The sequence below is a fragment of the Rugamonas aquatica genome (assembly GCF_009380215.1).
GTDB classification, from domain to species: domain Bacteria; phylum Pseudomonadota; class Gammaproteobacteria; order Burkholderiales; family Burkholderiaceae_D; genus Rugamonas; species Rugamonas aquatica_B.
The window spans coordinates 644,249-656,899 of the sequence record NZ_WHUG01000001.1; the positions used below are offsets into that span (position 1 = coordinate 644,249).

13 protein-coding genes are annotated in these 12,651 nt (G+C 60.5%); 3 read left to right on the forward strand and 10 right to left on the reverse strand.

The annotated features are described in order from the left end of the window. Positions 1-2: 2 nt before the first annotated feature. The 4 genes from GEV02_RS02760 to GEV02_RS02775 all read right to left on the reverse strand — a co-directional run bounded on the left by GEV02_RS02760 (position 3) and on the right by GEV02_RS02775 (position 6,207). On the reverse strand, positions 3-3,200 hold the full coding sequence (locus GEV02_RS02760) for an efflux RND transporter permease subunit (RefSeq protein WP_152836399.1): 3,198 nt from the start codon (positions 3,198-3,200) through the stop codon (positions 3-5). Positions 3,201-3,209: 9 nt separating this feature from the next. Then, positions 3,210-4,445 (reverse strand): efflux RND transporter periplasmic adaptor subunit, encoded by a 1,236-nt coding sequence (locus tag GEV02_RS02765; protein ID WP_328595697.1) that lies wholly within the window; start codon positions 4,443-4,445, stop codon positions 3,210-3,212. Next, positions 4,442-5,800, reverse strand: a complete 1,359-nt coding sequence (locus tag GEV02_RS02770) for a TolC family protein (RefSeq protein ID WP_152836400.1) — start codon at positions 5,798-5,800, stop codon at positions 4,442-4,444. Before GEV02_RS02770 ends, GEV02_RS02765 begins: the two co-directional genes overlap by 4 nt. A gap of 71 nt (positions 5,801-5,871) precedes the next feature. Next, positions 5,872-6,207 (reverse strand): hypothetical protein, encoded by a 336-nt coding sequence (locus tag GEV02_RS02775; RefSeq protein WP_152836401.1) that lies wholly within the window; start codon positions 6,205-6,207, stop codon positions 5,872-5,874. Positions 6,208-6,355: 148 nt separating this feature from the next. On the opposite strand from GEV02_RS02775, the gene GEV02_RS02780 reads away from it, so the two are divergent. Together GEV02_RS02780 and GEV02_RS02785 are read left to right on the forward strand one after the other, a co-directional pair. After that, entirely contained in the window at positions 6,356-6,760 is a 405-nt protein-coding gene (locus GEV02_RS02780) for a MerR family transcriptional regulator (RefSeq protein WP_152836402.1), read from the forward strand. A 56-nt stretch (positions 6,761-6,816) separates the two neighbouring features. After that, positions 6,817-7,899 (forward strand): cation transporter, encoded by a 1,083-nt coding sequence (locus GEV02_RS02785; protein WP_235922617.1) that lies wholly within the window; start codon positions 6,817-6,819, stop codon positions 7,897-7,899. Between the two features lie 110 nt (positions 7,900-8,009). Here GEV02_RS02785 and GEV02_RS02790 read toward each other — a convergent pair whose 3' ends face one another. The 3 genes from GEV02_RS02790 to GEV02_RS02800 are packed head-to-tail and all read right to left on the reverse strand — an operon-like array spanning position 8,010 to position 9,205. Next, positions 8,010-8,315: a hypothetical protein gene (locus GEV02_RS02790; RefSeq protein ID WP_152836403.1), complete on the reverse strand. Its 306-nt coding sequence runs from the start codon at positions 8,313-8,315 to the stop codon at positions 8,010-8,012. Positions 8,316-8,354: 39 nt separating this feature from the next. Beyond that, positions 8,355-8,702: a YnfA family protein gene (locus GEV02_RS02795; protein WP_408014841.1), complete on the reverse strand. Its 348-nt coding sequence runs from the start codon at positions 8,700-8,702 to the stop codon at positions 8,355-8,357. Next, on the reverse strand, positions 8,699-9,205 hold the full coding sequence (locus tag GEV02_RS02800; RefSeq protein ID WP_152836404.1) for a MerR family transcriptional regulator: 507 nt from the start codon (positions 9,203-9,205) through the stop codon (positions 8,699-8,701). The genes GEV02_RS02795 and GEV02_RS02800 overlap by 4 nt, the downstream gene beginning before the upstream one ends. Positions 9,206-9,299: 94 nt before the next feature. Here GEV02_RS02800 and GEV02_RS02805 point away from each other — a divergent pair, with 94 nt between their 5' ends. Beyond that, complete coding sequence (locus GEV02_RS02805; protein ID WP_152836405.1) at positions 9,300-9,929, forward strand: hypothetical protein; 630 nt, start codon at positions 9,300-9,302, stop codon at positions 9,927-9,929. 159 nt (positions 9,930-10,088) lie between these two features. On the opposite strand, the gene modC is transcribed toward GEV02_RS02805, so the two are convergent. The 3 genes from modC to GEV02_RS02820 are packed head-to-tail and all read right to left on the reverse strand — an operon-like array spanning position 10,089 to position 12,651. After that, positions 10,089-11,159 (reverse strand): molybdenum ABC transporter ATP-binding protein, encoded by a 1,071-nt coding sequence (modC, locus tag GEV02_RS02810; protein WP_152836406.1) that lies wholly within the window; start codon positions 11,157-11,159, stop codon positions 10,089-10,091. Next, the gene (gene modB, locus GEV02_RS02815; RefSeq protein ID WP_152836407.1) at positions 11,156-11,839 is read right to left on the reverse strand and encodes a molybdate ABC transporter permease subunit; all 684 of its coding nucleotides are present in this window, start codon (positions 11,837-11,839) and stop codon (positions 11,156-11,158) included. Before modB ends, modC begins: the two co-directional genes overlap by 4 nt. Positions 11,840-11,841: 2 nt before the next feature. After that, complete coding sequence (locus tag GEV02_RS02820; RefSeq protein ID WP_152836408.1) at positions 11,842-12,651, reverse strand: sulfite exporter TauE/SafE family protein; 810 nt, start codon at positions 12,649-12,651, stop codon at positions 11,842-11,844.

Sequence of the window (12,651 nt, forward strand, 5' to 3'; positions counted from 1 at the left end):
GGTCATGCGCTTGCAGGACCGTCGGAATCGACGACCGACCTCTGCGCGGTCGACACGGAATCGAATTCGTCCTCATTTGCGCCGTGGAACAGACGATACAGCAACGGTAGCACGAGCAACGTCAACGCCGTCGACGACAGGATACCGCCAATGACCACGGTGGCCAGCGGCCGCTGCACTTCGGCCCCGGTACCCGTCGCGATCGCCATCGGGATAAAACCAAGGGAAGCGACCAGCGCTGTCATCAGGACGGGACGCAGCCGTGCGATGGCGCCTTCCTCGACGGCGGTGTCGAGGTCGGTGCCACCTTCACGTAGCGATCGGATGAACGCGACCATGACCAGCCCGTTCAGCACAGCGACACCGGATAAGGCGATGAAACCAACCGCTGCCGAAATTGAGATCGGGATGCCGCGCGCCCACAAGGCGATGACGCCGCCGGTCAAGGCAAACGGAATTCCGCTAAACACCAGCAGGCCGTCGGTCAGGTTGCCGAACATCAGATAGAGCAGCGCCAATACCAGCAGCAAAGCGACCGGCACGATGATTTTGATCGTGCCGAGAGCCGACTGCAATTGCTCAAATTGTCCACCCCAGCGCAGCCAGTAGCCGGCGGGTAGCGCCACCTGCCGATCGATGGCCTGCTGCGATTCGGACACAAACGAGCCGATATCACGGCCCCGCACGTTGGCGCTGACCACCACCAGCCGCTTGCCGTCCTCGCGGCTGATCTGATTCGGCCCCGGCGTGAGGTTCAGTGTCGCCACCGCCGCGAGTGGCACAAAGCTATTTTTTCCATCCGGTGCTGCAGTTTTTGGCAACGCCACCGGCAGGCGGCGCAGCGCATCCAGGTCGCTGCGAACCTGTTCGGGCAACCTGACCACCAGATTGAACCGCCGGTCTCCCTGGAAGACAATACCAGCCGACTTGCCGTTGACGGCGGTGGCGACGGTTTCCTGGACATCGGCGAGGCTGATGCCGTAGCCGGCGATCTTGTCTCGGTCGATGTCGATGGTCAGCATGGGGAGCCCGGCCGTTTGTTCGACCTTCACGTCAGCTGCGCCAGCCGTCTTCTCAAGAATGGCCGCCACCTTGGCCGCGACATCGTTCAGGACCGTCATGTCATCGCCGAAGACCTTGACGGCCACGTCGCTGCGCACACCGGAGATCAATTCGTTGAAACGCAACTGGATCGGTTGAGAGAACTCGTAGTTGCTGCCGGGGATTTTCTCAACAGCGGACTGCATCGCCGCCAGCAACTCCGGTCTGGAGCGTCGCGGAGTCGGCCATTGAGCCTCTGGCTTGAGCATGATGTAACCGTCAGAGATATTCGGGCCTTGGGCGTCAGTTGCAACTTCCGCTGTTCCCAGGCGGGTAAACACACGTTCAATTTCAGGGAAGCCCTGTTTTAGGGTGTGCTCGACCTGCTGCTGCATCAGCACCGCCTGTGTCAGGCTTGTTCCGGGGATGCGTAGGGCCAGGATCGCGAAGTCGCCTTCGTTCAGACTCGGAATGAATTCGCTACCCAGCCGCGTAGAAAGCAGACCGCATAGCACGACGACGATTGCCACGCCTGTGAGCACGACCGGCTTGTTGCGCATGCTCTTGCCCAGCAGGGGGACGTAGGCACGCCGCGCTACGCCCATCAAGCGGTTTTCGGACTCGCTGACTTTGCTGCCGATAAACAACGCAACCGCTGCGGGAATGAAGGTGATCGACAGGACCATCGCCGCCACGAGAGCGATGACCACCGTGAACGCCATCGGATGAAACATTTTTCCCTCCACGCCGGTAAGTGCGAAGATGGGAAAATACACGACGATGATGATCAGTTGCCCGAACAGCAGAGGCCGCTTCGCCTCATTCGATGCGCGGAACACTTCATGTAGTCGCTCGCTTCGACTCAATGGCCGGCCCTTCACCGCTTGGGCATGGGCTAGGCGCCGAACGCAATTTTCCACGATGACGACAGCGCCGTCGATGATGATGCCGAAGTCGAGCGCACCAAGGCTGAGCAGATTGGCACTGATCTTGTAAGTGACCATGCCGGTGAAGGTGAACAGCATCGCCAACGGAATCACGAGCGCCGTGATCAACGCCGCGCGCAGATTGCCCAGAAACAGGAACAAGACTGCAATCACCAGCACCGCGCCTTCCAACAGGTTCTGCTTGACCGTGTGAATCGCCTTGTCGACCAGCACGGTGCGGTCATACACAGGCTCGGCGCGCACGCCCCGAGGCAACGTGCGGTTGATCTGCGCCAGCTTAGCATCGACGGCCTGGGACACAGCGCGGCTGTTTTCACCGATGAGCATGAACACGGTGCCAAGCACCACTTCCTCGCCGTTTTCCGTCGCTGCCCCGTTACGGAGCTCGCGGCCGAGGCTGACGCTGCCAACATCGCGCATGCGAACCGTTACGCCTTGAATATTGGTCAGCGCGATGTTGCCGATGTCCGACAGCGACAACACCTGTCCGGGCAGCCGGAGTAAAAGCTGCTCGCCCAGCTTCTCGATATATCCGGCACCCATGTTGCCGTTGTTGCGCTCCAGCGCGCTGACCACATCCTGCAAGCTCAAACCATAGGCGGCCAGCTTCTCGGGCGACGGTGCCACCTCATATTCCTTGGTATAGCCGCCGATCGAATTGACCTCCGTCACCCCCGTCACATTGCGCAATTGCGGCTTAATGACCCAGTCCTGGATCTCCCTCAAGTCCATCGACGAGTAAGCGGTGCCGTCGACCTTCCTGGCCTTGGCATCGGCCTTGACCGTCCATAGATAAATCTCTCCCAAACCGGTGGAGATCGGTCCCAGCGTCGGGCTGACATTGGGTGGCAGGCTGTCTTTTGCCTCCTGGATGCGCTGGTTGACGAGTTGCCGTGCAAAGTAGATGTCGGTCCCCTCCTTGAAGATGATGGTGACCTGGGACAATCCATAGCGCGACATCGAGCGCGTCTGCTCCAGCTGCGGCAGCCCGGCCATGGCTGTCTCTATCGGGTAGGTAATGCGCTGCTCGGTCTCCAGGGGCGAGTAACCCGGCACCGCGGTGTTGACCTGCACCTGAACATTGGTGATGTCGGGAACGGCGTCGATCGGCAATTTTTGATAGCTGTAGATGCCTAGTCCCGCCGTGCCCAGGACCGCGAGCAGGACCAGCCAGCGCAGCTCGACGGCGATGCGTATGATGCGTTCAAACATGATGGTGTCCTAGTCGTTATCTTTGGCGCTGCTCTTGCCGAGTTCGGCCTTCAAGATGAAGCTGTTGGCGGCGTATGGCACGCCCGTTTTCAGCCCGTTGACAATTTCGCTGTGCCGGCCATCTGAGCGACCGACCGTCACAACCTGAGTACGAAAACCATTCTTCGTACGCACGAATATGGTTGGCTTGCCCGCCAGGTCCTGTAGCGCGTCGGCGCGCACGGCGACCGGAACCTTGACTTCCCCGTCGGCGACGTCGAAGTCCGCGAACAGTCCGGGGCGCCATTGTGTGTTCGGATTGGGTAGGACGACGCGCGCGAGCGCGCTGCGAGACTGGTCGCCGACCAGCGCACTCACGTAGGTAATCTTCCCGATAGCGGAAGTATCCTGTTGCCGGACCCGTACCGTGACGCTATCGCCCACGCGCACGGCGCCAAGATTATTCGCAGGGACGTTGATGTCCGCCCACACCGTGGTCAGGTCGGAGACCTGAAACAGGGGCGTGTCTTCCTTGACGGCGTTTCCTACCACCAGATGCTTCTCCGTCAGCATGCCATCGAACGGGGCGCGTACCTCATATCGGTTCAAAGCCGTCCCATTCGTTCCAGCCGCGCCTAGCGCCGCCAGTTTTTGCTGGACATTTTCTTTCACGACCGTCGCTTCGGTGAAAGCCTGCTCAGCCAGCAGAAAATCCTGCTCGGCCGAGATACGCTCCTTCCAGAGCACACGTTCCCGCTCATAGGAGGTTTTGGCCAGCGCCAGTCGATGCTGGGCGACGTTCAACTCGCTGCGTAGGTCGGAGATCGTGGCGCTGGCGATGGTCGCCAGCACGTCGCCACGCTTGACATGTTGCCCCAGTGTTCCGGTAACGGATTCGATGATGCCGGCCACCCGTGGGACCACGATGGCGGTTTTGTCGCCGTTTGCCCGGATTTCACCCGACAAGGTCAGCATCGTACGGATGGTGTCCGCCTGTGACATCTCGATCGTGACACCCGCCTGGCGGGCCTGCGCATCGGACAGGGTAACGACGCTGTCGCCGCCAGTACGATCCGATTCCGCCGCCGTGCCGGCGACGGCGGATACAGGGGCCGCGACCGTGCTCGCCGATGGGCCGCTGGCAGGCTTGTCGTCATCGTCGCGTTGACCGCCGCGTTCCATCCCCAGAATGAGACCGCCGATCAGCACGCCAACGGCGAGCATGGCGGATATGTAGCGCAATTGTTTTCCGGTGGGCTTGTTCACGGGGAGGTCTTTCCATTGAGCGAATTGGTGGCAATAGGTGCGCCGGTCAGGCGATCTATCTCGGCATGCGCGCGATGCAAGGATGCGACCGCGTTCAGATACTGCGTTTTTGCCTGCAGCAGGGTGCGTTGAGCGTCGAGCACGTCGAGGAAGGTGAATTTCCCGAACTCGAAGCCCTTTACCGCCGCGTCGTAGGCGCTCTGAGCGCCGGGCAGGATGTCGTTACGCAAGAGCACGACAGCGTCACGCGCAGCGGTCCATTGCTGATGGAACTGCAACAGGTCGGCGCGCACACGGCTTTCGGTGGCGCTCAACTCATCGCTCGCCTTGTCGGTTCGGCGTAGTGCCTCCAATACATTGCCATGGTTCCGGTCGAACAGCGGCAGCGGCACGGATAAGCCGATGAGCGCTTGATTGCGTCCGATGTCCTCGGCCCGCTTGACGCCGACGCTAACTGTCACGTCCATGGTCCGCCGAGTCTTCTCGACCTCGGCCAGCGCGCTCCGGCGATCTACCTCCAGGGCAGCGCGGCGCACCGACGGCGACGCGGCGATCAACGTTGCGATGTCCCCAAACTTGGGAACATCCGGCATATCCCCAAGTACCCCATTGGCAACGCCAAAACACTGCACATCTCCATTCCACATCGCGCATAAGCGGCCGCGAGCGGCGACTACATCTGTGTTCGCCTGGGACCGTTCCAGCATGGCGTTCGCCTGGCCGACCCGCGCCTTGGTTTCTTCGACAGGAGAAATCTTGCCAGCAGTAACACGCTTGCCGGCGATCTCGCTCCCTCGCTGCGCCAGGACCACCGCGGCATCCGCGAGCACAAGTCTTTCCTGGGCGACGAGCACATCGAAAAATGCGGCGATCACGCTGGCGCGAATATCGGCCACCTTGACAACACGGTCGGCAGCAGCGGCGTCCCGCGCGCGCTCGCCGGCGACGATTCGCGCATTCCGCTTTCCTCCCAGTTCGACTATCTGGTTGAGCTGCACCGTCGTGGTCCTGGTCGCCTTTTTGAGATCTTCCAGTGAATACGCGAGTTCCGGATTGGGCCGTGCTCCCGACTGCACCAGTGCCGCCTCCGTGGCAGCGACCTCGCCTGTGGCGGCGCGAATATCGCTGTTACGCCGTGTGGCCAACTGGATGGCTGCATCGAGCGACAAAGTCGGAACGAATTCCCCGTCGGGCAATGGCGCCGGAGTGCCAGTAAATTCCGCGTCAGTAGCGGCACTCCAGGCGCTGGATGCGGGCGCGTAGCTACCTGACAAGCAGACGATAAAAATGACGGTCGCGCGGACAGTTTGCGGCAAGCGCAATATCCGAACGACCCTTGTATAAACATGGGCCATGAATGATTCCTGTAAAACCTGATGACGTGACAAAACAGGCGCAAGCGCGCCGGATCAAGAAATGGTTTAGTTCAGGAACATATAGGAGGTCGATCCAGAGGGATGGGGTTTGCGGATGTAAAACCTGAGACCACTATCGCCAGATGAATGTCCGGCTCGGCAGCGCCAACAAAATAATCGTGCACGGGCATATCTGCCAAATTTGACAGCGACGCGTAAAGACCTGCCGCATGACTGACTTGGGTTCTCTCGGGCTTGGCGACCGGATTGGTCTGGGGCGCGACCACCGATTCATGTTGAACCTGTGACTGTTCTTCCAAAACTTCATCCAGAAACGGCCAATCACCCAGGTTCAAGACGAAGGTGAGCAAAACAAAATAGCTGGCGGCCCGGAAGAATTTCAACATAGTGCAAAGACTAACATAGGTCAGAGGTAGGCTGGCTAAGAGGAGTCCTCTTGTGAGGGGATGGCGTATTCGAAGGTGCATAATCGGACGCTTGACGGGTTGACATGCAACGTTTATAAACCTTGTAGTCACTTTAAGGTCAAGCATCATGACGATATCTTTTTCAATCGGCCAACTGGCCAGTGCCGCACAGACGCCTTCGGCGACCATCCGGTATTACGAAAAAATTGGACTTCTTTCTACGCCGTCGCGCACTGGCAGCAACTACCGGCAATACGACGAGGAGGACTTGGATCGGCTCGCCTTCGTGCGGCGAGCCCGAGAAATCGGATTTACCATCGACCAGGTGCGCAGCCTGCTGGCGTTCTCTGACCAGCGCGATGCCGACTGCTGCACGGTGATGACCATGACGTCCGAGCACCTGCATGCGGTTGAGCAAAAAATTGCCGATTTGCTGGTGCTCAAGGAGCAATTGGCGAACATGTTGGCGTCCTGCCAAGGCGGAACGGTGGCCAACTGCAGCATCATCGACACATTGCAGCCAAGGCAATGAACCCACCGGCGTATTGAGCTTGACGTTAGAGTAGCTTTAAGGTTTACGCTTGACGGATGAATATAGATACCGGCTTTGCCCAGGAACCGTCCACAGCAGCCACACCCTGTCGCGCGAGTATCCTGCATGTACCCAAGATGGACTGCCCATCGGAGGAAAGCCTCGTCCGCATGGCCTTGGAGCCGGTGCGCGGTATTCGTGCGGTTAAATTTGATCTCAACGAACGTACCGTCACCATCGATCACGCTGGCGATGCACAGATGTTGTTAGACGCGTTATTGCCCTTAAATCTGGGGGCGCAGTTGCGCGAAAGCGTTCCAATCGGCACTGCTCAAGGCAATGTAGTTACCACGCTGCTTATTCCAAAGATGGACTGCCCATCGGAGGAAAATCTCATTCGCATGGCGCTTGGGGGTGTGGCTGGAGTCGGCTTGCTGGATTTTGACCTTGCCGCACATACGCTGAGGGTGACACACCAAGGCAACGCCCAAACAATTCTTGCCCGCCTCGCGCCGTTTGGCCTCGGCGCCCAGTTGATTCATTCCAAACCTGCCACCGACGACGCCTGGCCGGAAAATGAATCGGTCGACGACGCCGACGAAGCGCGGACACTGCGCTGGCTGCTGGCGATCAATGGCCTGATGTTCCTGGTCGAGATGGCCTGGGGGCTTTTGTCCGAATCGACAGGCCTCATAGCCGACTCGCTTGACATGTTTGCCGATGCCGCGGTCTACATCCTGGCCCTGTATGCAGTGGGCCGCTCCGTGGCATTGAAGCGCCGCGCTGCTCATTTGGCTGGGTGGCTTCAGGTGATCCTCGCGCTGGGGGCAATGGGTGAAGTGCTTCACCGTGGCGTGACCGGCAGCGCGCCCGAATCGGTCGCCATGATCGGAATTGGCGCTGTCGCGCTGGTCGCTAACGTGATCTGTCTGATGCTCATCGCCAGGAAACGCCATCACGGCGCCCACATGAAGGCGAGCTATATCTTCTCGGCGAACGACGTGATTGCCAACCTGGGCGTGGTCATCGCTGGCGCCCTGGTGACATGGACAGGCTCACCATATCCGGACCTGATGGTGGGCTTTGTCATCAGCCTGATCGTCCTCATCGGTGCACGCCGTATTTTACGTTTGCAGTGATAGCGAGGCCGGTCGCGCTATGTCAACACCCGAAGGTATCTGGAATCGGCGGGAGGAAAGCAGGCGCTGTTTGAAGGCAGTCTCTCGCGACACAATTGCGGTATGCGAATTTAGTGATTACGGGAGTATTGCTTGCACATTGCTATAACAGCCGCCAACTCGTTGGTGTCCGACCTTTGGTATAGCAACTCAAGCACAAGCTCGATTTGGACTTTGCTAGGAATGATTTCGGTGGGACTATGCACCATCCAGCCGATCAGTAGGGGCGACAATTCGTTCGCCGGCATGGACAATACCTCTTTTCGAGTCGGCACGCGCACATGGAATTTGTGCCGCCCGTGATAACTATCAGCCCATTTTTTCGCGGACTCGATATTCTCTAACGGTGTGCCGAACCATTCGAAGTCATTTTGCATGAGAAGCATCTCTCCAAAGTTCAGGCGCCATTGGGCCAATCACGCCGGCCGGTGGCCCAGCGCGATAACGCCCGCCCCCGCGAGTGCCAAACCGACGCCGAGATAGTCATTCCACGTCGGAGCCACACCATCAACAAAATACAGCCATCCTATGGCCGTCGCAATATAGATGGCGCCATAGGTGGCGTACACGCGGCCACTTGCCTCAGGGTGTAGCGTCAACAGCCAGACGAACACCATTAAACTCAACGCCGCCGGCAGCGCTAGCCACGCCGAACCCCGGCCGGTCAACCACAGTAGCGGAAGATAGCAGCCGAGCAGCTCGGTAATGGCGGTGGCGAAGAACAAACCAAAAGCACGTGCAAGCGCGATCGAATCCATAGTCATTTGCGTTTCAACTCCTTGGTGATCAATGCCGAACTGGGCGCGGCCGGAACGACGCAGCATGATACGCCAGCGGAGGCGATGCTGGAGGCCGGCGTCGCCAGGTCGTCGATGATCACACAATCCTTCGTCCGCCCGCCGCTGCAAGCGGTGTCGCAACTGCAGACGAAGGCCGCCAGGCTCGCTTCCAGCTCGCGCATTTCCGCCAACTTGGCCCGCACCTCATCGAGATGGACCTTCGCCAGGTCGCGCACTTCGACGCAGGCGCGGTCTCCATCCTCGAACAGATCGGTGAGTTCGCGCACTTGCTCGATCGGAAAACCAAAATCCCTGCAGCGCTTGATGAATGTCAGGCGCTTGAGGTCGACCTCACGGTAGTAGCGATGACCATTCGAGGCGCGATCGGGACTGGGCAACAACCCAATTTTCTCGTAGTAACGGATGGTTGGCACGCTGCAGCGCGTTTGCGCCGACATTGTGCCGATGGTGAGATTCGGATCTGGCATGACAGGATTTCCTCAAATAGTGCTTGCACCTAAAGTTACTTGAGGTCTTATGGTGTAGGCAAGCAGTATTTCAACCACCTGAGAGGATCACCCTATGACATTGACCAATAAATGGCGCGGCACCGCGACGACCGGCGCTGGCGTCGCGCTCACGGCCGTCGTGGCCTGTACGGTTTGCTGTCTTCCCTTGGTCGGGCCCGTTGTCGCTTCCTTGTTTGCCGGTGTCGGCGCGTATTGCCTCGACGAGGTTATCAATCCGTGGTACATCGTTGGGGCTGCCGCAATCGCTTTCGCGGCGACATTCCTTTGGCTGCTGCACCGCCGCCGATCACGTATGGGCGCGGATGAAAACGCCTGTGGTTGTCAAGGTGGCTGCGGCACTGATCCGGCATCACCAGATGAGTCCGTGATGGATGCAGGCAAGCCCGCCCCGATCACATGCACTTTGTCGGCCGCCAATTTCAAAGAACGCGCAGCTTGGCTGCGTGAGTTGACGTCGCGCGCGCTACTGACCCATCAGCTGGATGGATCACGCCTGAGCTTGTCATACCGGTTGGATGCGAAGGTGGAGGTGGAGAAAATGGTGAGTCAGGAACGGGAATGCTGCGGCTTCCTGAACTACAAGGTACGCCGCACCGCAACATCGATCGAAGTGACCGTCACAGCACCGGCTAACGCCGGCACCGATGCCCAGGCCTTGTTTTCGCATCTGATCCCGGAGTAAGAGTAGAAGCCGTCGGTGATGGCAGTACCCTGGACAGCCTGCCATCAAGGGCGGCGATGCCATCGGACACTGCGTCGGATAACGCCATGCCCCATAGTGGCACCGTCGGTTCCTGCCTGCCGTGCCCCTGTCAGTTACGTCCATCGGCACCGATTGTCCTTACTCCAGAATCGCTGCCGATTTGATTTGCACCCACACGTTCAGTCCAACGGCGATGCCAAGCGTGTCCAGTGCGCGTTTTGTGAGGCGGGAGATGACAATGGTGTCGCCGACCGCGACGCGGGCGAGCACCAATCCCGGATGCTCGTCCGGCGCGATCGCATCGACCCGCCCCGACAGCGCGTTCTGGATACTGCTGCCTTCCGGCTGCGCCGTCGCGAGGCTGACATCACGGGCCAGTACGCGCATCCTGACGCGCTTGCGCACCGGTAGCCCATGATCGCGCATCCACATCTGGCCGCCGACGAAATCGACGCGTGCGAGGCTCCAGCTTGCATCGATGGCGCCGATCGTGCCGTCGATCGCCACGCCGACATCCTCGCCCAGGCGGATCGGCAGGTCGATGCGCGAGAGCACGTCATTCAATGGACCGTGCGCCGCGACCTTCCCACCGTCGAGCACGACTAGGTGATCGGCCAGCTGCGCGACCTCGTCCGGGGAGTGGCTGACGTACAGCACGGGAATCGCCAGCTCTTCGTGCAAGCGTTTCAGATACGGCAGAATCTCCTGTTTGCGCTTCAGGTCCAGCGCGGCCAGCGGCTCATCCATCAGCAGCACACGCGGATTGACGGCCAACGCCCGCGCGATACCAACCCTGCTGCGTTCGCCGCCGGAGAGGTGCGCGGGTTTGCGCTCCAGCAGGTGGCCTATGCCAAGCAGCTCGATCGCTTGTTCCAATGCCGCCGCCGAGCCGTCACTTGAGCGCCGGATGCCATAGCGCAGGTTGCCCATCACGCTCAGGTGCGGGAACAGGCTCGCCTCCTGGAACACATATCCTAGCGGCCGTCTATGGGTTGGAACCCAGACCCGGTCGTCCTGCCAGACCTCACCAACGACCGAGAGGCGTCCGAGCGGCGCGCGCTCCAATCCAGCGATGCACCGCAGCAGCGTGGTCTTGCCGGAACCCGAACTACCGAACAGCGCCGTCACGCCGCGCGCGGGCATTGACAGGTCGACGTCGAGGGTAAACCCCGGCCATCCGTGCCGGAACCTTGCCTGGAGTTCGGTCATGTCTTGTCGCCTCGTTTGCCTGGCCGCCAGGCGTAGGTTGCGAGCAGCACCAGGAAGGAGAAGACCAGCATGACGGCGGCCATCCGATGCGCGGCACCGTACTCCAGCGCCTGCACGTGGTCGTAGACCTGCACCGACGCCACGCGCGTCACGCCAGGCAGGTTGCCGCCGATCAGAAGCACGACGCCGAACTCGCCAACGGTATGGGCGAATGTCAAAATACCGGCCGTCAGGAACCCGGGCAGAGCCAATGGGACGGCAACTGTGACGAAGGCGTCGACCGGCGACGCGCGCAGGGTCGCTGCCACTTCCAGCGGCCGCTCGCCGATCGCCTCAAACGATGCCTGCAGCGGCTGCACCATGAAGGGGAGCGAATAGAATACCGACGCGACCACCAGTCCGGCAAAGCTGAATGGCAGTGGGGTCAATCCCAGCGCTGCCGTGAGCTGGCCTATCGGCCCGGCCGGCCCCATCGCCAACAGCAGATAGAAACCAAGCACCGAGGGTGGAAGCACCAGCGGCAGAGCGACGACCGCGCTGACCGGCCCTCGCCATGGGCCTCTGGAGCGGGCCAGCCACCAGGCGATCGGCGTGCCCACCACCAGCAAAATCAGCGTCACGACGCCGGCGAGACGCGCCGTCAGCCAGAGTGCCTGCCAGTCCTCGTCGAACAGCATCATGGTCAGTGCGAATGCTGATAGGTCTTGATGGCGGAAATGAGTAGGATCACGCCCAACAACGTCATCAGGATCTGCGTCGGAACCAGGCCGAGCATCAGTCCGCCCAGCGCCGCGCCGACCACCGATCCGCCCGCCATCGACAGGAACATCGGCTTCTCGCGTCGAAGCACCGCGAAGGCGTCGGCGCCGGTGTAGCGCAGGAAGCCAACGATCATCGTCGGCAGGCTGACCATCAGCGACAGGCTGCCGGCCACCTTGATGTCTTGGCCGAACAGCAGCACGATGGTGGGAATGAGCAGCTCCCCGCCGGCCACCCCCAGCAGCGCGGCGACGACGCCGATACCGAATCCGGCCGCCACACCGACGACCATACGAACCATGCCGGCCTCAAACAGCGGCGCAGCACCGTGTTGCATACCGAACCAAGCCTCCGACAGCATGACGATGGAAAGTCCGGCTAGCAGCAACAGGATGACCCGGTTGAGCCACACCCGCGACATCGTCATGGCGTGCCCGGCGGCCCACCATGCGCCGATCAAGCTGCCGGCAAGCAGGTTGAGCACCACGTCGAGGTGCGTCGCTAGGACGTCGACGGGGATGGTCTTGACGCGGAAGACCAGCGCCGCCATCACCACGACCAGGCTCATCGCCTTGTTAAAAATGATCGCTTCGAGGGTGGGTAGTTTGAACATGCCGATCAGCACCGGCAGGCGAAATTCCGCGCCGCCCAGTCCCACCAGACCACCCAGGATGCCGATGAGGGTGCCGGCGGCGAATCCTTTGCCGCTGCGCGCGGCCGTACTTGTCGTCAT